This is a genomic window from Roseitalea sp. MMSF_3546 (assembly GCF_030732865.1).
In the GTDB taxonomy this organism is placed as follows: domain Bacteria; phylum Pseudomonadota; class Alphaproteobacteria; order Rhizobiales; family Rhizobiaceae; genus Roseitalea.
This window is the reverse complement of the sequence record NZ_JASHKB010000014.1, coordinates 40,134-57,759: the sequence shown is the minus strand read 5'-3', so window position 1 is coordinate 57,759 and position 17,626 is coordinate 40,134. Positions and strand designations below refer to the sequence as shown.

Here is a 17,626-nt window from a genome sequence, read left to right as displayed (position 1 = left end):
AGAAACCGATGAAAACCAGGACGATACTGACCGCCGCATTGCTTGGCGGCGTCGCCTTCGCGCCCGCCGCCATGGCCCAGACCGAGCTGTCGATGTGGTATCACGGCGCCGGCAGCAACAACCAGGAAGAGGCGACCGTCAACCGGCTGGTCGCCGAGTTCAACGCCAGCCAGGACGACTGGGAGGTCGTCATGGAGAGCTTCCCGCAGGAAAGCTACAACGATTCGATCGTCGCCGCCGCGCTGGCCGGCAACCTGCCCGACATCATCGATGTCGACGGCCCGGTCATGCCCAACTGGGCCTGGGCCGGCTACATGCAGCCGCTCGGCATCGACGAGGCAAGGCTCGAGGGCTTCTTGCCGGGCACGATCGGCCGCTGGGGCGGCGAGGTGTATTCGGTCGGCCTGTGGGACGCGGCCGTCGCCGTGTTCGCCCGCCGTTCGGTGCTTGAGGACCATGGCATCCGCATCCCGACCCTCGACGAACCCTGGACCAAGGACGAGTTTGACGCGGCCCTTGTCACGCTCGACGAGAGCGGCGAATTCGAACACGCGTTCGACCCTGGCATGGCCTGGACGGGGGAATGGTATCCTTACGCGTTCAGCCCGCTGCTGCAATCGTTCGGCGGCGACATCGTTGACCGGTCCACCTATCTGACCGCCGAAGGCGCGCTGAATGGCGAAGCGGCGATCGAATTTGGCGAATGGTGGCAATCGCTGTTCGAGCGCGACCTCGCGCCCGGCACCAGCCAGGATCCGGCCGACCGTGAAACCGGCTTCATCGACGGCCAATATGCCCTGCAATGGAACGGCAACTGGGCCGCATTGCCCGTCATCGAGGCGTTCGGCGACGACGCGCTGTTCCTGCCGGCGCCGGACTTCGGCAACGGATCGACGATCGGCGCGGCAAGCTGGCAGTTCGGCGTTTCGGCCGCCTCCGAACACCCCGAAGGTGCGCGCGCCTTCATCGAGTTCGCCTTGACCGATGAATGGTTCGCCGCCTTTTCCGACGGGACCGGCCTGATCCCGGTCACCAAGTCGGCCGCGCAGATGACGCAGAACTATGCCGAGGGCGGCCCGCTCGAGGTGTTCTACGAGCTGTCCGAGCGCCAGGCGCTCGTCCGGCCGGTCTCGCCGGGCTATGTCGTCGCCGCCAAGGTGTTCGAAAAGGCGCTCGCCGATATCGCCAATGGCGCCGACGTCGCCGACACGCTCGATGCCGCCGTCGACGAAATCGATGCCGACATCGAGGCCAATGGCGGCTACGGCCACTGATCGGCTTGCCTTTGGGGGCGCAAACTCCACCGGGCTCCGCTTTGCGGCGGAGCCCGACCCGACCGACTGTCCGGGGAATTTGCGATGGCATCGAAACTGACACGGTCCAACGGCGCCGGATGGGCGTTCGCGCTGCCCGGCTTCGGGCTGATAGCGCTGTTCATCGTCCTGCCCTTCTTCTTCGCCTTCGGCCTGTCGCTGACCAACCAGCGGCTGATCTCGCCCAATCCGACCGAATATGTGGGATTTGCCAACTACCGCGACCTGCTGGGCCTTGCCGTCATCACGCTCGAGCCCGAACGCGACGAGGCCGGACAACTCGTGCGCGAGGCGGACGGCGGCATCGCATATCCGCGCGTGCGCACCGTGACGCGCAGCGACGACTATCCGCAATATCGCGGCATGCGCGAGTGGTTCCGCTGGCAATCGGGCGACAATGCGCGTGTCGTGATCGCCTCGGACGTCGTCTTCATGAAGGCGCTGGTCAACACCTTGACGTTCGTCGTGGTCGTTGCCCCCGTTCAGGCCGGGCTCGCGCTCGTCCTCGCCCTGCTGATCAACCAGAAGCTTCGCGGCGTGAATGTCTTCCGGGCGATCTACTTCATGCCCGTGGTCGTCTCGATCGTCGTCGTCTCGCTGTTGTGGCGCTTCATCTATGACGGCAATGACGGGCTGTTGAACAACATGCTCGTCGGGCTGACCTTCGGTCTGTTCGAGCCGGTCGACTGGCTCGGCAATCCCGACACCGCCCTTGGCGCCATCATGGCCATGTCGGTCTGGCAGGGGGTCGGGTTCCACATGGTGATCTGGCTGGCCGGCCTGCAGACGATCTCGCCGACGCTCTACGAGGCCGCCGACATCGAGGGTGCCTCGAAATGGCAGGCCTTCCGCTATGTCACCTGGCCGGGGCTGCGCAATACGGCGATCCTGATCCTGATCGTCATCACCATGCAAGCCTTCGCGCTGTTCGCCCAGGTCGACGTGATGACCAATGGCGGCCCGCTCGATTCGACCCAGGTCCTCGTCTTCCAGGCCGTCGAGCGCGGCTATGGCAGGCAGGACATCTCGGGCGGCTCGACCATCTCCGTCATCTTGTTCCTGATCGTGCTCGCCATCTCGCTCTTGCAGCGCTGGCTGACCCGGGAGCGCTGACATGGCCGCCGTCAATCCCGAAAACCGTGGGCTGAGACTGGCCGTCCGCTACCTCGTGCTGATCCTGATCGCGGTCATCTTCCTGTTTCCGCTGGTCTTCATGGTGGTCTCCTCGCTCAAGCCGGACCAGCAGCTCTTGTCGGACACCTCCTCGTTGCGCGCCTTCCTGCCGGTCGGCGACATCTCGCTGAACAATTATGCCGACGCCTTCGCGCGCGCGCCGGTCGGCCTTTTCATTTTCAACTCCGTTGTGGTGACCGGGCTGACCGTGCTGCTGGCGCTGGCCATCTGCTCGCTGGCCGCCTTTTCCTTCGTCTTCCTGCGCTGGTCGGGACAGGGGCTGGTGCTGGCGGTCATCCTGGCAACGCTGATCATTCCCTTCGAGACGATCGCCATACCGCTCTTGCTGATCGTCTCCCGGCTGCCCTGGATCGGCATTGAGGGGTTCGAGATCGGCTGGCTGAACACCTACCGGGTCCAGATCATCCCCTGGATCGCCGACGGGCTGACCATTTTCCTGTTCGTGCAGTACTTCAAGGACCTGCCGCGCGAACTGGTCGAGGCTGCGCGCGTTGAGGGGGCGAGCTGGTTTCAGGTCTACTACCGGGTGATCATCCCGCTATCCGGCCCGGTTCTGGCGACGGCGGCCATCCTGAAGTTCCTGATCATGTACAACCAGTATCTGTGGCCGCTCATTGTCGTCCAGCAGGAGACCTACCGCCCCGTCATGGTCGGCCTTGGATACTATTTCCAGCTCAACCCCGCCTGGGGCGAGATCATGGCCTATCTGACCGTCATCACCTTGCCGGTCCTGGCCTTCTATCTCGTCCTGCAACGCGCCTTCATCGCCTCGATCGCCTCGACCGGCGTGAAAGGCTGATCGACCCGTCAACGGAACGCTTCATGGTCCTGGCACTGAAAGACAAATGGATATGGGACAGCTGGTATGTCCGCGACGGTGCCACCTGGCACGCCTTCTTCCTGCAGGCCGACAGGGCGCTCGGCGAACCCGAACTGCGCCACTGGAACGTCAGCCAGGGGCATGCGGTGAGCGAGGATCTGGTGAACTGGGATCATCTGGGCACCTGCTTTGCGCCCGCAGCGGGCCCGGCCTGGGACGACTACACGACCTGGACCGGCTCGGTGGTGCGTGGCGAGGACCGGCTGTGGCACCTGTTCTATACCGGCTCGTGTCACGCCGAGGACGGGCTCTATCAGCGCATCGGCCACGCCGTCAGCGAGGACCTGCACCATTGGCGCCGGCTCGGCGAGGGGCCGTGCCTCGACCTGACCGGCCCGGATGCGCACCGCTACGAGGCCGATCATGCGCGCGGGTTCTGGCACGACCGGGCCATGCGCGATCCCTGGGTGATGCGCGATCCCGCCGGCCGGGGCTGGCTGATGTATTTCACCGCCCGGGCGGCCGGCGTCGCCGAACCCAATGGCGGCGGCGCCATCGGCCTTGCGACCTCGCCCGACCTGCAGGAGTGGACGCTGCGCCCGCCGGTCTTCGTGGGCGGGTTCGGACAGCTCGAGGTGCCGCAGGTCTTCGAGGTCGACGGCCGCTGGTACTGTCTGTTCTGTACCGCGGCCGAGCACTTTTCCAAGGACCAGGCCGAAACCATGCCCGGCGGCCCGGTCACGGGCACCCATTATCTGATCGCCGACGACCCGCGCGGGCCCTGGAGAATCGCGCCCGGCCCCTTCCTCGACGGATCGCTGCCGTGCCGGCGTTATGCCGCGCGCATCGTCCGGACCGATGCGGGGATGCGCATAATGGGCTTCGCCGATCGCCCCGACGGCGGCGAGTTCGTCGGGCATATTCTCGATCCCGAGCCGGTCACCATCGACGGCGAGGGGTATCTGCGGGTCGCTTCCGGCGCCCGCCACCCAGCGTGAGGACCGGACCATGGCCGAAGTCAAGCTGACCGATGTGCGCAAGAGCTACGGCAAGGTCGAGGTCATCAAGGGCGTCGACATTGCCATAAACGACGGCGAGTTCGTCGTCTTCGTCGGCCCATCGGGCTGCGGCAAGTCGACATTGCTGCGCATGATCGCAGGGCTCGAGGACATCACCTCGGGCACGCTGGAGATCGGCGGCCGCCTCGTCAACGAGGTGCAGCCCAAGGATCGCGGCATCGCCATGGTGTTCCAGACCTATGCGATCTTCCCGCACATGTCGGTGCGCGAGAACGTCGCCTTCGGCCTGACCATCGCCGGCATGCCCAAGGCCGAAAAGGAGCGCAAGGTGATGGAGGCGGCGCGCATATTGCAGATGGAGCATCTGCTCGACCGGCGCCCCAGCCAGCTTTCGGGCGGCCAGCGTCAGCGCGTCGCCATCGGCCGTGCCATCGTGCGCGATCCGGCCGTGTTCCTGTTCGACGAGCCGCTTTCCAACCTCGATGCGGCGCTGCGCATGGACATGCGCATGGAGATCGGCAAGCTGCACCAGGAGCTGGGCGCCACCATGGTCTATGTGACCCACGACCAGGTGGAGGCGATGACGCTGGCCGACAAGATCGTCGTGCTCAAGGACGGCACGGTGCAGCAGGTCGGCGCGCCGATGGATCTCTACCACAAGCCGGCCAACATGTTCGTGGCCGGCTTCATCGGTTCGCCGTCGATGAACTTCATGGATGTGCAGGTGGTCGAGGCGCGGCCCGGCGCGGTCACCGTCAGGGCGCCGGGGCTCGATCCGGTGACGCTGCCGATCGAAGAGGGCGGGTTTGCCGCTCACTCCACGGCAAGGCTCGGCATCAGGCCGCAATATCTGGAGGTGTACGAGGATGCGGCGGCCGGAGCGCTGCATGGCGAGGTCGCGCTCGTCGAGCGGCTCGGCACCGAGACCGTGGTCGATGTCACGCTGACGCGCGGCGGAAAGGTGGTCGCCGCGCTCGCCGAGGATCGCCCGCTGCAGCTCGGCTCGCAGATCGCGCTGGGCTTCGCCCCCGAAAGGGCCCACCTGTTTGCAAAGACGTAAGCCGCGGGGAGGTCATGACCGCGCGCAGCGCGACCCTTCCGCACGCTTCTTGTGCGGGCAACGATGCTGGCGCATGTCTTGGTCGGAATTTTTTGCAGGTCGGCCGTGCTTGGCAGGCGGAGCTGCGATCCCTGCCCAAGCGCTTGAAACCTGGAATAGCAGATGCGGTGTGCCCCGGCGCATGCGGTGAAAGGCGCATCGCTACCGGTCGGCGCGATGATCCATGCCGATCCACTCGCCCGTGCCAACTGTCAGGACCCGATGACCCGGGTGGGGCGGCCATGGTAATGGCCAGCCTGCCGCCGGTTCGCGCCTTTGATGCCGGCCGCTCGCGTTCTGCGCGTTGATTTGAAGGGACCGCATGCGCCGAACGCCGTTTCGCATCGTTGGTGAACCGGAGCCGGCCCTTGCGTGTTGACGGGACATGACCGAACCATCCAGTCAGGGGCAGGGGTCCGCGCAGGCCTCGTCCGCAGGCGGCGGGGCTTCGCGCGCGCTCGGGTCGTCGCCATCGGGCCGGGCGGATGCGCCCGCGCCCGGCGGCAGCCTCCGGCGCGAAATGGGATTCAAGAGCCTGATCATGTACGGCTCGGGCACGATCCTGGGCGCCGGCATCTTCGTGGTCATCGGCGAAGTGGTCGGCGAGGCCGGCCTGCTGTCGCCGCTCGCCTATCTGCTGGCAGGGCTCGTGGCGGTGACCACGGCACTTTCCTTTGCCGAGGTGGGCGCACGCATCCCCACCGCCGCCGGCGCCATCGACTACGTGCAGGAAGGCTTCGGCAGCCGCAGGCTCGGTTCGCTCGCCGGCTGGTTGCTGACGATCGCCAACATCGTCTCCGGCGCGACCATCACGACAGGCTTCGTGAGCTATCTGCAAAGCTTTGCGCCCATGCCCGGCTGGCTCGCAACGGTCGGCCTGATCGCCGTTCTCGGCGCGATCTCCATCGCCGGCATGAAGCAGAGCGCGGTGTTCATGAACGTGACGACAACGGTCGGCGTGCTGACGCTGGTGTTCATCCTGTTCGTGTCGCGCGATGCGCTCGTGGCCGCGCCCGGCCGCATGGCCGAGGGACTCGGTCAGTTCGACGGCACGGCGATGGCGGGGCTGTTCGCCGGCGCCTTTCTCGCCATCTACTCCTTCATCGGCTTCGGCGACATGGCGCAGACCGCCGAGGAGGTCCACGACGTCAAGACCACGCTGCCGCGCGCCATCATGATCGCCATCGGCATCGTCTTCTTCTTCTATCTCGCCATTTCGGCGGCGCTCGTCGGCCATGACGATCTTTCGCAGATCGCCCAGGCGCAGGCGCCGCTCGTTGCCGTCGTCGAGCGCGAAGGCTGGCCGGGCCTGCCGGTGGCGATCGCCAGCCTGTTCGTGATCGTCAATGGCGGGCTCACGCAGATCATCGCCGCCGCCCGGCTGATCCTCGATCTGGGGCGCGACGGGCGCGGCATGCCGGGCTTTTTCGGCTATGTGAACCCCGCCACGGACACGCCCGTGCGGGCAACGCTCGTGGTGCTCGCCCTCGTGCTGGCGCTGGCCCTGTTGATCCCGCTCAAGGGGCTCGCCAGCGCCACAAGCCTTGCCATCCTGATCGTCTTTGCCGGCGTCAATGCCGCGCTGTGGGCGCTCAAGCGGCGTGGCCAGCCGGAAGCCGTGCCCGACATCTCGATCGGCGTGCCGATCCTGGGGCTGGTGTTCTGCCTTGGCGCGATCGGCGGGCAGATCTGGCTGTGGGTCGGCGCGTGATCGCCATCTGCCGGCCGGCCAGCGCCCGGCGGTTTCGGTCACTCGAACACGATCGCCGGGGCCGGTCTTGCGCCCGCTCCCTCCGACAGCGCGTCTGCAAGCTGGGCGCCGATCGCCTTGAAGACCGCCGCGTGGGGGCCGTCGGGCTGGGCCGCCGTGATCGGCGTTCCGGCGTCCGACAGTTCGCGGATCGCCATCACCAGCGGTACTTCGCCCAGGAAGGGCACGCCGAGCCGGCCGGCCTCCTCGCGCGCTCCGCCATGGCCGAAGATGTCGTAGCGCTTGCCGGTGTCGGGGGCGATGAAATAGCTCATGTTCTCGACGATGCCGAGCACGGGCACCTGCACCTTTTCGAACATCTTCAGCCCCTTGCGCGCATCGATCAGCGCAAGGTCCTGCGGCGTCGACACGATCACCGCGCCCGATAGCGGCACGTTCTGCGCCATGGTGAGCTGCGCGTCGCCCGTGCCCGGCGGCATGTCGACGACCAGAACGTCGAGATCGGCCCAGGCGACCTCGCGCAGCATCTGCGTGATCGCCGAGACCACCATCGGCCCGCGCCAGATCATCGGCGTTTCCTCCTCGACCAGAAAGCCGATGGACATCACCTGAAGGCCGAACTTGTCGATCGGCTTGAGAATGCGGCCCTCGATCTGTTCGGGCTTGGCGTCCTTCAGGCCGAGCAGCCGCGGCAGCGAGGGCCCGTAGATGTCGGCGTCCAGGATGCCGGTCCTGGTGCCGGCCGCGGCGAGCCCAAGCGCCAGGTTGACGGCCGTCGTCGACTTGCCGACCCCGCCCTTGCCCGAGGCGACCGCAATGATGTGGCGGACGCCGGCGACCTCCGGCTTGGGCCGGTCCGTCGCGGGCCGCCTTTCGGCGGTGGCCGGTTGCGGGGCCGCACGCGGCGGGGCCGGACGGTCCGGCGGAGCGGAAGGCGTGCCGGCCTTCTTCTCGGCGGTCAGCGCGACCATCGCGGCGGCGACGCCGGCCATGCGCTCGACGGCCGCCTGCGCGGCCGCGCGCACCGGCTCGAAGCGCTGCGCCTGGTCGGCTTCGCAGGTGATGGAGAAGAACACCTTGTCGTCGGCGATGAAGATGTCGGAGACGAGGCCCGCCTCGACCAGGTTCCGCCCGTCGGGCAGATCGATCGCGCGCAGGACCTCGGTGACGGCGTGTCGGGTTGGCTGCTCGGTCATGGCCATGACATAATCGCCGCGCCGCCGCCTGCCAAGCAGGCTTTGCGATGGATGCGCGCACCGTTGCGTCCCGGCGGGCGCCGGGTAATGTGCCGCAATGACCGATCCCAACACCGTGGCCGCCATGCGCGCCGATGCGCGCGCGATCTTCAGTGCCGGCATTGCCGCCGCCGACCCCTACGATGCGACGCGCCATGCCCTGCTCGAGCACAAATCGGCGATCGACGCGGCGCGGCGCGTTTTCCTGCTCGCCGGGGGCAAGGCGTCGCTGGCGATGATGCGCGCCGCGCTCGCAATCGTCCCCGGCGATCGCGTCACGCGGGCCGTGGCGGTGACCAACCCCGAAAACGCGGGTTCGCGAGACGGTCTTGCGCGCGTCGACATCCATGTCGGCGGCCATCCGCTGCCCGATGCGGGTGGCGCCGCGGGCGCAGCGGCCATCGAGGCGGCCGCAAGCCAGGCCGCAGCCGGCGATCTGGTGATCTGCCTGATCTCGGGCGGCGCCTCGGCGCTGATGCCGGCGCCGGTCGCCGGCGTTTCGCTCGACGACAAGATCGCCGCGACCGGCGCGCTGTTGCGCTCGGGCGCCGACATCTGCGAGGTCAACACGGTGCGCACGGCGCTGTCGCGGCTCAAGGGCGGCGGCCTTGCGCGGGCTGCGAGCCCGGCGCGGGTGCTCGGGCTGATCCTGTCGGACGTGCCGGGCGACGACCCGGCGACGATCGCCAGCGGGCCGACCGTGCCGCGCGACATCGATCCGCGGCAGGCCCTGGATGTCATCGACCGCTACGATCTGGCGGTCTCGATGCCGGCCAGCGTGATGGACCATCTGCGCGCCGCGCCGCCGCGCGCCGCCGCGCCTGAAGAGGGGATCGAAAACCGCGTGATCGGCTCGAACGCCATCAGCCTTGCGGCCTGCGAAGAACGGGCGCGGGCGCTCGGCTACGACACGGTGATCGCCGCCCGATGGCTCGATGGCGATGTGGCCGAGGCGGCCGAGCTGCTGATCGGGACAACAATTGAGGCGGCGGCCGGACATGCGCGGCGGCTGGCGGTGCTGGCCGGCGGCGAGACGACGGTCCGGGTCGTCGGTCACGGCAAGGGCGGCCGCAATCAGGAGCTGGCGCTGCGGTTTGCGTTGGCCGCTGGCGAAATGGTGCCGGGCGGGCCCTGGGTCATGCTGTCGGGCGGCACGGACGGGCGCGACGGGCCGACCGATGCGGCGGGCGGACTGGTCGATCCGGGCACAGTCAGTCGAATGACTGATGCGGGCATGGCGCCGGCCGATCGCCTTGCCGACAACGATGCCTATCGGGCGCTCAAGGCGTCCGGCGACCTGTTGATGACCGGGCCGACGGGCACCAATGTCGCCGACCTTCAGATCGTGCTGATGGCGCCGGACCGCGTCAGCGCTGATACTTGATGAAGGGCGTCAGCGTCGCCAAGCGGTCATAGAGCCGGCGCGCGGTGGCATTGAAGTCCTGCGTCATCCAGTAGACCGAGGGGCAACCCGCGTCATCGGCCGCCTTGTAGACGGCCTCGATCAGCGCGCGGCCGACACCGTGGCCACGCACGGCGGGGTCGGCGTAAAGGTCCTGCAGGTAGCACACATTCTCGACGCGCCAGCAATGACGATGAAACAGATAGTGGACAAGGCCGACCGGCCGGTCGCCGACCACCGCGATCAGGCCGGAGGGGTCGTAGGGCGCGCCGCCCAGGAGCCGCTCCCAGGTCGATTGATAGTTCTCGTCGGGCACCTCGGTCTCGTAGAAGGCCAGATAGGCCCGCCACAGGTCCCGCCACGGATCGCGGTCGCCCGGTGCGAGCGGCCGGATGATGACCTCGACGCTCACGCCGCGCGGTCCTTGCCGATGCCGTCGAGATCGTAGGAGGTGGTCTGGTAGACCTGGTTGATCCAGTTGCCGAACAAGAGGAAGGCGTGGCTGCGCCAGCGATTGAGCGGCGGCGCCTGCGGGTTGTCCTGGGGGAAGTAATTGTGCGGCACCGCGATCGGGGTGCCCGCCTTGACGTCGCGGAAGTACTCCTCGGCCAGCGTGCCCGAGTCGTATTCGATATGATTGAAGATATACAGCCGGTTGCCGAACCTTTCATGCAGCAGGCACAGGCCCGTCTCGGCCGATTCCATCAGCACCTCGAGCCGCCCGTCGGCCGGAAGATCCTCGCGCCGCACCTCGGTCCAGCGCGACACCGAGATCTGGAAGTCGTCGGAGAAGCCGGCCAGATAGGGCGAGGACGGGTTGAGGTTGCGGTGCCGGTAGACGCCGAAAGCCTTGGTGTCCAGCGTGTGCTTGGGCACCCGGTGGAAATGCCAGGCCGCCGCCATCGCGCCCCAGCAGATGAAGAAGGACGAATGCACATTGGTCACGGTCCAGTCGAAGATGGCCTGAAGCTCGGGCCAATAGGTCACCTCCTCGAAGGGCAACGTCTCGATCGGCGCGCCGGTGACGATGAAGCCGTCGAACTTGCGGTGCCGGATCTCCTCCCATGTCTCGTAGAAGGCGATCAGATGCTCGCGCGAGGTGTTCTTGGCCTCGTGGCTGCCGATGCGCACCAGCGTCAGTTCCACCTGCAGCGGCGTGGAGCCGACCAGCCGCGCGATCTGGGTTTCGGTGCGGATCTTGTTGGGCATCAGGTTCAGAAGGCCGATCTGCAGCGGCCGGATGTCCTGACGCGTGGCCGTGTGCTCGTCCATCACCATGACGCCCTCGCGCTGAAGCGTTTCGCGAGCGGGCAGGGCGTCGGGGATCTTGATGGGCATCGTCGGGTCTCACTTGCAACAAAAAAACCGGCCGCGAGTGCATCGCCGCCGGTCCAACCATTCGGTCCTTTAGCGAGTTATTTTACGTGGCTGCAAGCCGACCGGCCAAATCACCACGGAACGGCCATTGCATAACGCCCTTCGGCGGTGCGGTCAAATCGTGCCGGACGGCGCGCGCTGTGCGTTTTTGCACAGTGCATGAGCGCGGGGTGTCCGACGGTCAGGCAGCCGGTTGCCCGATCAGGACCATGACGGGCTGTCTCCCCGGTGTGGGACCACCGCGCCATCGTCAATGCCCCATCGATGGCGCGGTGCCCTGCCGCCGTCTTGCCGCGGGGGCCGATCCGGCAATCGTCTTGTGCGACGCAATATGTCATTGACGCGCCGCAATATCGATCTAACCTGCATGCCGGGAGGGTGACGTTACAGGAGACTGCCGTGACCTTTTCGCGTCGCAACGAGCCCCATGCGAGGCCCGCTCCGGCATCCGGGCGGCGGGCGCCGGTCAGCCGTGGCGATGCGGACTTTCCCGATCCGGGCATGGGCGCCGTGGCCGCGTTCCTGCACAGCATGGTGCCCTACCGCCACCTGGGCGTAGCGCGGCGCGGCAAGCTTCCGCCGCGCAGCATTTCGCCGCTCTATTGACGCCGCTCAGCGCGTCGGCACCGGCGTTTCGCCGCGATAGTCGTAAAAGCCGCGGCCCGTCTTGCGGCCGAGCCAGCCGGCCTCGACATATTTGACCAGCAGCGGGCAGGGCCGGTACTTGGAATCGGCGAGCCCGTCATGCAGTACCTGCATGATGGCCAGGCACGTATCGAGCCCGATGAAATCGGCCAGCTCCAGCGGCCCCATCGGGTGATTGGCGCCCAGCTTCATGGCGGTATCGATCGCCTCGACCGTGCCGACGCCCTCATAAAGCGTGTAGATCGCCTCGTTGATCATCGGCAGCAGGATGCGGTTGACGATGAAGGCCGGAAAGTCCTCGGACACGGTGGCGGTCTTGCCGAGCCTGTCGACATAGCCGCGCGCCAGCTCGAAGGTGGCATCGGCGGTCGCGATGCCGCGCACCAGTTCGACAAGCTTCATGCGCGGGACAGGGTTCATGAAGTGAATGCCCATGAAGCGCTCGGGGCGGTCGGTGGCCGCGGCAAGGCGCGTGATCGAAATCGACGATGTGTTGGTGGCCAGCACCGCCTCGGGCTTGAGCTGCGGGCACAGCTCGCTGAAGATCGCGGTCTTGACCGCCTCGTTCTCGCTGGCCGCCTCGATGACCAGATCGCAATGGCCCAGATCGGCCAGCGCTCCGGTCACCTCGATGCGCCCGAGCAGCCCGTCGCGCCGGGCCGCATCCATCTTGCCGCCCTCGACGGCGCGCTCGGTCGCCTCTCCGATCCTGTCCAGGCCCGCCCTGGCGGCGTCCGCGCTGACATCGGACATCACCACGTTCAGGCCGGCATCGGCGGACACCTGGGCGATGCCTTGTCCCATCTGGCCGGCGCCGATGACGCCGACGGTCTCGATCTGCGTAAGCATGCTCGTTCATCCCGTTCTTTGTGTTTTCGCAAATTGTGGTGATGTTGCGGTGCAATGTAAATCTGTGCATTGCGATATCGCCAGAAAAATCAGCCTTATGGCACCCAATGTGACATTCGCGCCACGCCGTCGCGACACAAAAAAGCGGCGCCCGCAAGGCGGACGCCGCGTTTGTCGATCGACGCTGGCAGCGCTCAGGCCGCCTGCTCGCGGTCCTCATTGGCGGCCGCGACGGGCCGGAAGTTCAGCCGGTCGGAGCCTTCGAGCACCTTGACGGTCGCCCCGTCGGCGATTTCGCCGGCCAGGATCTTCTCCGACAGCGGGTCCTGTACCTGCTTTTGGATGACGCGCTTGAGCGGGCGTGCGCCATAGGCGGGGTCGTAGCCCTTGTCGGCCAGCCACTGGCGGGCGGCGGCGTCGAGCTGCAGGCTGATCTTGCGGTCGGCGAGCAGCTTTTCGAGCCGGCCCAGCTGGATGTCGACGATCGCGCCCATATCCTCGCGGCGCAGGCGATCGAACAGGATCACCTCGTCCACGCGGTTTAGGAATTCGGGCCGGAAGGCGGCACGGACGACGTTCATGACATCGCCGCGCACCTTGTCGACAGTTTCGCCCTCGGCGAGGTTGACCAGATACTCCGCGCCCAGATTCGAGGTCATGATGATGACCGTGTTGCGGAAATCGACGGTGCGGCCCTGGCCGTCGGTGAGCCGGCCATCGTCGAGCACCTGCAACAGCACGTTGAAGACGTCGGGGTGGGCCTTTTCGATCTCGTCGAACAGGATCACCTGATAGGGCCGGCGACGCACCGATTCGGTCAGAACGCCGCCTTCCTCGTAGCCGACATAGCCGGGCGGCGCACCGATCAGACGGGCGACCGAATGCTTCTCCATGAACTCGCTCATGTCGATGCGCACCATAGCCTGGTCGTCGTCGAACAGGAAGTCGGCCAGCGCCTTGGTCAATTCGGTCTTGCCGACGCCGGTCGGGCCCAGGAAGATGAACGAGCCGATCGGCCGGTTGGGGTCCTGAAGGCCGGCGCGGGCGCGGCGCACCGCCTTGGAGACGGCCTGGACCGCCTCGCCCTGGCCGACGACCCGTCTGGCCAGTTCGTCCTCCATCCGCAGCAGCTTCTCGCGCTCGCCCTCCAGCATCTTGTCGACGGGGATGCCGGTCCAGCGCGAGACGATATGGGCGACATGGTCCGGCGTGACGGTCTCCTCGACCATCGAGCCGGTCGCACCCTCCTCGCGCCGCTCGGCTTCCTCGAGCTTCTTTTCGAGCTCGGGAATGCGGCCATAGGCCAGTTCGCCGGCGCGCTGGAACTCGCCCGAGCGCTGGGCGATCGCCAGTTCGTTGCGGGCCTCGTCCAGTTCGCGCTTGAGGTCGGCGGCGGTGCCGAGCTTTTCCTTTTCGGACTGCCAGGTCGCGGTCATGCGTGCCGATTCCTCTTCCAGCCCGGCAAGCTCGCGCTCCAGGTTCTCGAGCCGGTCCTTCGAGGCCTGGTCGGTTTCCACCTTGAGCGCCTCGCGCTCGATCTTGAGCTGGATGATGCGGCGATCGATCTCGTCGAGCGCCTCGGGCTTGGAATCGACCTGCATCCTCAGGCGCGAGGCGGCCTCGTCGACAAGGTCGATCGCCTTGTCGGGCAGGAAACGGTCGGTGATGTAGCGGTTGGACAGGGTTGCCGCGGCGACGAGTGCGGAGTCCGAGACACGCACCTTGTGGTGCTGTTCGTACTTCTCCTTCAGGCCGCGCAGGATCGAGACCGTATCCTCGACGGTCGGCTCGCCGACGAAGACCGGCTGGAAGCGCCGGGCGAGGGCGGCATCCTTTTCGACATGCTTGCGATACTCGTCGAGCGTGGTCGCGCCCACGCAGTGCAGCTCGCCCCGGGCGAGGGCCGGCTTGAGCAGGTTGGAGGCGTCCATCGCACCATCGGCCTTGCCGGCGCCGACGAGGGTGTGCATCTCGTCGATGAACATGATGATGTTGCCTTCGGCGCTCTCGATTTCCGAGAGCACGGCCTTCAGCCGTTCCTCGAACTCGCCGCGATATTTCGCGCCGGCGATGAGCGCGCCCATGTCGAGCGCCATCAACTGCTTGTCGCGCAGGCTCTCGGGCACGTCACCATTGACGATGCGCAGGGCGAGTCCCTCCGCGATGGCGGTCTTGCCGACGCCGGGCTCGCCGATGAGCACCGGATTGTTCTTGGTGCGGCGCGACAGGACCTGAATGGCGCGGCGGATCTCGTCGTCGCGGCCGATGACCGGGTCGAGCTTGCCTTCGCGGGCGTCGGCGGTCAGATCGCGCGCATATTTCTTCAGCGCGTCATAGCCTTCCTCGGCGCTGGCGGTGTCGGCGGTGCGGCCCTTGCGCAGATCGTTGATGACCTGGTTGAGCGCTGTCGGCGTGACGCCGGCCTTGGCGAGAATGTCGGCGCTCTTGGCCGATTTCTCCATTGCCAGCGCGAGCAGCAGGCGCTCGACGGTGACATAGGTGTCACCGGCCTTCTTGGCGATTTCTTCGGCGGTGGTGAAGACCTTGGCCAGCGGCTGGGCGAGATAGAGCTGGCCGCCCGTGCCCTCGACCCGGGGCAGCGCGCCGAGCGCCGCCTCCACGCCCATGCGGACGTCCCTGGCATTGCCGCCGGCGCGCTCGATCAGCGAAGCGGCGAGCCCCTCATTGTCGTCGACCAGAACCTTCAAGATGTGTTCGGGCGTGAACTGCTGATGGCTCGAGCCGAGTGCCAGCGTCTGGGCGGCCTGGATGAAGCCGCGCACGCGCTCGGAATAGTTCTCCAGATTCATATCGTGTGTCTCCAATCTCTGCCGGCCCCGAAAGGCGACCGGTCAAGGGCGATCGATGACGGGTCCCTGCCGTGCAGCGAACCCCGGTCGTAAGTCGATATGGGTGTGTGACACCGGCAAAAAAAGACCGCCGCGCGCGGATTTCGCGGCGGCGGCCGGTGTTCGGCGCCGTTGGGCGCTCGTTACGAGCGTCTGGGCGGCTCGACCTTCCCGCGTGGGCTACTCGGCGGCCACGGGGCGCTCTTGCGCATCGCCGGCGGTTTCCGAGTCGGCCCCATCGGCGTTTTCGGGCGCCTCTTCGGCCGTGGCTTCGGCCTTCTTGCGCGGCTTGCGCGGGCGTGCGGCGCGCTTGGGTTTTCCGGACTGCTCGGCCTGCTCCTCGCGCGCTTCGGCGGGCATGCCCTCGATCACCGGCTGGTCGCCATCGGGGTCGACCTTCCGCTCTTTCTTGCCGGCACCGGACTTGCCGTTGCCGTTCGACGTGGCTTCGGACCTGTCGTCGGCCTCCGGCCGGGCCTCGGCCTTGCCATTGCCTTCGGACGCCGCGTCGGTCCTGCCATTGCCGCGGCCACGCTCGTCACGGCCGCGCCGGCCTGGCTGCTGATCGCCATCGGCCGCGCCGCTGGCGTCCCCGCCGTCCCTGGCCGAGGGCTGGTCGGTATCGTCGTCGCCATCGCGCGGCTGGGGCTGGGCCGCCAGGATGATCCTGTTGTAGTGCTCGGCGTGCTGAAGATAGTTCTCCGCCATCACGCTGTCGCCGGACGATTGGGCGTCGCGGGCCAGGGTGGCGTACTTGTCGGCGATCACCTGCGCATTGCCGCGGATCTTCACGTCCGGACCGTTGCTCTCATAGCTGCGCTGAAGCGGATTCTGGCTGCGCCGTCCGCCACCGCGGTTGCGGGAGCGGCGTCCTTGTTGTTGTGGTCTCATCAAACTCTCATTGTCTGCAATCGTGTCTTTTGCGATTTTGCCCTTGCAGTCCAGGCTTTCGGTCTCGCGACCCATCGCATTGCGCCGTCTCGAACACTGCGAACGGCCCAATCGTCTTGGTTCTCATGCTGAGCAAGCCTTACACTTGCACTGTCCACTGATCGTCAGATCGCCCCTGCGAATGAACACATATGCAACCGAACTCCGGCAGCGCCTGCGCCGCACACGGATATCAAAGGTATTGTTGTCGATTGCCTGTCGGCCAGACGTCGCTGACGCCGGCTTGCTGCTCTAGTGGTAGCGAGCGGATCGGTGCTTGCCAAGGCCTTTTTGCGGACAATTCGCCAAAAAAGCCCTAAGGCGCGAAAAAAAGTGCGCGATCCCGCCCATTTAGATCCCGTGCGACCGCCAGCGCTTTGAAGCCGTGATCGGCGAAGATGCGCCTGACATCGGGTTTCTGTCCCGCCCCGATCTCCACGGCAACGCGGCCCCCCGGCGCCAGGTTCCCGATGCAGTCATGGGCGATGATGGCATAGGCGTTCAGCCCGTCCGTGCCGCCGTCGAGCGCGCGCAGCGGATCGTGGTCGCGCACATCGGGATCGAGCGTGGCGATCGTCGCGGTTGGCACATAGGGCGGGTTGGCGACGATCAGGTCGAACTCGCCGCCGACATGGGCGAACCAGTCCGAGACCAGCGGCGTGAACCGGTCCACAAGCCCGAGCGCGGCGGCATTCGCGCTGGCCATGTCGAGCGCCTGGGCCGAAATGTCGGTGCCGGTCGCCACCGCTTCGGGCACCTGTTTGAGGATGGCCAGCGCGATGGCGCCGCTGCCCGTGCCCAGATCGAGGATACGGCACCGGCCATTGCCCGCGGCGCGCTCGCGCACGAAGGGCAGGACCAGGTCGACCAGCGTTTCGGTGTCCGGACGCGGCACGAGCGTGTGCGCGTTCAGCGCCAGCGGCAGCCCGTAGAACTCGCGCCGGCCGATGATCCGGTGCACCGGCTCGTGCGCCATGCGCCGGGCGAGGGCATCGCGCAGCGTCTGCAGCCGGCGCGGTTCGATCGCCTGGCCGGGTCGCGTGAGCCGGTCGAGCGCGGTCAGGCCGGTTGCGTGTTCGACCAGCAGCGTCGCGTCGAGATCGGGCGTGGGCGAGCCGGCCCGCGACAGATGCGCCACAGCGTCGTCATAGGCGTCCTGCAGTGAAAGCGTGTCGTTCAAGGC

The 17,626-nt window shown here is 67.0% G+C and carries 15 protein-coding genes and 1 riboswitch; of the genes, 8 read left to right on the top strand and 7 right to left on the bottom strand.

The genetic code is table 11. The features are described from left to right. Positions 1-8: 8 nt before the first annotated feature. From RBB34_RS12355 to RBB34_RS12330, 6 genes are all read left to right on the top strand, one after another. Positions 9-1,274, top strand: a complete 1,266-nt coding sequence (locus RBB34_RS12355) for an extracellular solute-binding protein (protein WP_306119531.1) — start codon at positions 9-11, stop codon at positions 1,272-1,274. A gap of 84 nt (positions 1,275-1,358) precedes the next feature. Further along, positions 1,359-2,426: a sugar ABC transporter permease gene (locus RBB34_RS12350; protein ID WP_306119530.1), complete on the top strand. Its 1,068-nt coding sequence runs from the start codon at positions 1,359-1,361 to the stop codon at positions 2,424-2,426. A 1-nt stretch (position 2,427) separates the two neighbouring features. After that, positions 2,428-3,306, top strand: a complete 879-nt coding sequence (locus RBB34_RS12345) for a carbohydrate ABC transporter permease (protein WP_306119529.1) — start codon at positions 2,428-2,430, stop codon at positions 3,304-3,306. 23 nt (positions 3,307-3,329) lie between these two features. Then, the gene (locus tag RBB34_RS12340; RefSeq protein ID WP_306119528.1) at positions 3,330-4,325 is read left to right on the top strand and encodes a hypothetical protein; all 996 of its coding nucleotides are present in this window, start codon (positions 3,330-3,332) and stop codon (positions 4,323-4,325) included. A 10-nt stretch (positions 4,326-4,335) separates the two neighbouring features. Next, complete coding sequence (gene ugpC / locus RBB34_RS12335; protein WP_306119527.1) at positions 4,336-5,406, top strand: sn-glycerol-3-phosphate ABC transporter ATP-binding protein UgpC; 1,071 nt, start codon at positions 4,336-4,338, stop codon at positions 5,404-5,406. A 559-nt stretch (positions 5,407-5,965) separates the two neighbouring features. Further along, positions 5,966-7,156, top strand: a complete 1,191-nt coding sequence (locus RBB34_RS12330; protein ID WP_306119526.1) for an amino acid permease — start codon at positions 5,966-5,968, stop codon at positions 7,154-7,156. A gap of 38 nt (positions 7,157-7,194) precedes the next feature. Here RBB34_RS12330 and RBB34_RS12325 read toward each other — a convergent pair whose 3' ends face one another. Further along, positions 7,195-8,352 carry an Mrp/NBP35 family ATP-binding protein gene (locus RBB34_RS12325; RefSeq protein WP_306119525.1) on the bottom strand — a complete coding sequence of 386 codons (1,158 nt, stop codon included), beginning with the start codon at positions 8,350-8,352 and terminating at the stop codon, positions 7,195-7,197. Positions 8,353-8,449: 97 nt separating this feature from the next. Here RBB34_RS12325 and RBB34_RS12320 point away from each other — a divergent pair, with 97 nt between their 5' ends. Continuing rightward, positions 8,450-9,775 carry a DUF4147 domain-containing protein gene (locus RBB34_RS12320; protein ID WP_306119524.1) on the top strand — a complete coding sequence of 442 codons (1,326 nt, stop codon included), beginning with the start codon at positions 8,450-8,452 and terminating at the stop codon, positions 9,773-9,775. Here the strand turns inward: RBB34_RS12320 and RBB34_RS12315 are convergent. Then, on the bottom strand, positions 9,759-10,205 hold the full coding sequence (locus tag RBB34_RS12315) for a GNAT family N-acetyltransferase (protein WP_306119523.1): 447 nt from the start codon (positions 10,203-10,205) through the stop codon (positions 9,759-9,761). The genes RBB34_RS12320 and RBB34_RS12315 overlap by 17 nt on opposite strands. Continuing rightward, positions 10,202-11,131, bottom strand: coding sequence for a homoserine O-succinyltransferase (gene metA, locus RBB34_RS12310; protein WP_306119522.1), 930 nt, complete (start codon positions 11,129-11,131; stop codon positions 10,202-10,204). The genes RBB34_RS12315 and metA overlap by 4 nt, the downstream gene beginning before the upstream one ends. A gap of 49 nt (positions 11,132-11,180) precedes the next feature. After that, positions 11,181-11,258: riboswitch (SAM riboswitch) on the bottom strand. 311 nt (positions 11,259-11,569) lie between these two features. Here metA and RBB34_RS12305 point away from each other — a divergent pair. Then, positions 11,570-11,776: a hypothetical protein gene (locus RBB34_RS12305; protein ID WP_306119521.1), complete on the top strand. Its 207-nt coding sequence runs from the start codon at positions 11,570-11,572 to the stop codon at positions 11,774-11,776. A 6-nt stretch (positions 11,777-11,782) separates the two neighbouring features. Here the strand turns inward: RBB34_RS12305 and RBB34_RS12300 are convergent, their stop codons facing one another. From RBB34_RS12300 to prmC, 4 genes are all read right to left on the bottom strand, one after another. Then, positions 11,783-12,664 carry a 3-hydroxybutyryl-CoA dehydrogenase gene (locus tag RBB34_RS12300; protein WP_306119520.1) on the bottom strand — a complete coding sequence of 294 codons (882 nt, stop codon included), beginning with the start codon at positions 12,662-12,664 and terminating at the stop codon, positions 11,783-11,785. 194 nt (positions 12,665-12,858) lie between these two features. Further along, the gene (gene clpB / locus RBB34_RS12295; protein ID WP_306119519.1) at positions 12,859-15,474 is read right to left on the bottom strand and encodes an ATP-dependent chaperone ClpB; all 2,616 of its coding nucleotides are present in this window, start codon (positions 15,472-15,474) and stop codon (positions 12,859-12,861) included. 219 nt (positions 15,475-15,693) lie between these two features. Further along, complete coding sequence (locus tag RBB34_RS12290; RefSeq protein WP_306119518.1) at positions 15,694-16,479, bottom strand: DUF4167 domain-containing protein; 786 nt, start codon at positions 16,477-16,479, stop codon at positions 15,694-15,696. A gap of 280 nt (positions 16,480-16,759) precedes the next feature. After that, positions 16,760-17,623 (bottom strand): peptide chain release factor N(5)-glutamine methyltransferase, encoded by an 864-nt coding sequence (gene prmC / locus RBB34_RS12285; protein WP_306119517.1) that lies wholly within the window; start codon positions 17,621-17,623, stop codon positions 16,760-16,762. Between the last annotated feature and the right edge of the window lie 3 nt (positions 17,624-17,626).

Coding starts and splice junctions, on each gene's coding strand:
- RBB34_RS12355 (WP_306119531.1), top strand. CDS start 9: ATGAAAACCAGGACGATACTGACCGCCGCATTGCTTGGCGGCGTCGCC.
- RBB34_RS12350 (WP_306119530.1), top strand. CDS start 1,359: ATGGCATCGAAACTGACACGGTCCAACGGCGCCGGATGGGCGTTCGCG.
- RBB34_RS12345 (WP_306119529.1), top strand. CDS start 2,428: ATGGCCGCCGTCAATCCCGAAAACCGTGGGCTGAGACTGGCCGTCCGC.
- RBB34_RS12340 (WP_306119528.1), top strand. CDS start 3,330: ATGGTCCTGGCACTGAAAGACAAATGGATATGGGACAGCTGGTATGTC.
- ugpC (WP_306119527.1), top strand. CDS start 4,336: ATGGCCGAAGTCAAGCTGACCGATGTGCGCAAGAGCTACGGCAAGGTC.
- RBB34_RS12330 (WP_306119526.1), top strand. CDS start 5,966: ATGGGATTCAAGAGCCTGATCATGTACGGCTCGGGCACGATCCTGGGC.
- RBB34_RS12325 (WP_306119525.1), bottom strand. CDS start 8,352: ATGACCGAGCAGCCAACCCGACACGCCGTCACCGAGGTCCTGCGCGCG.
- RBB34_RS12320 (WP_306119524.1), top strand. CDS start 8,450: ATGACCGATCCCAACACCGTGGCCGCCATGCGCGCCGATGCGCGCGCG.
- metA (WP_306119522.1), bottom strand. CDS start 11,131: ATGCCCATCAAGATCCCCGACGCCCTGCCCGCTCGCGAAACGCTTCAG.
- RBB34_RS12300 (WP_306119520.1), bottom strand. CDS start 12,664: ATGCTTACGCAGATCGAGACCGTCGGCGTCATCGGCGCCGGCCAGATG.
- clpB (WP_306119519.1), bottom strand. CDS start 15,474: ATGAATCTGGAGAACTATTCCGAGCGCGTGCGCGGCTTCATCCAGGCC.
- RBB34_RS12290 (WP_306119518.1), bottom strand. CDS start 16,479: ATGGGTCGCGAGACCGAAAGCCTGGACTGCAAGGGCAAAATCGCAAAA.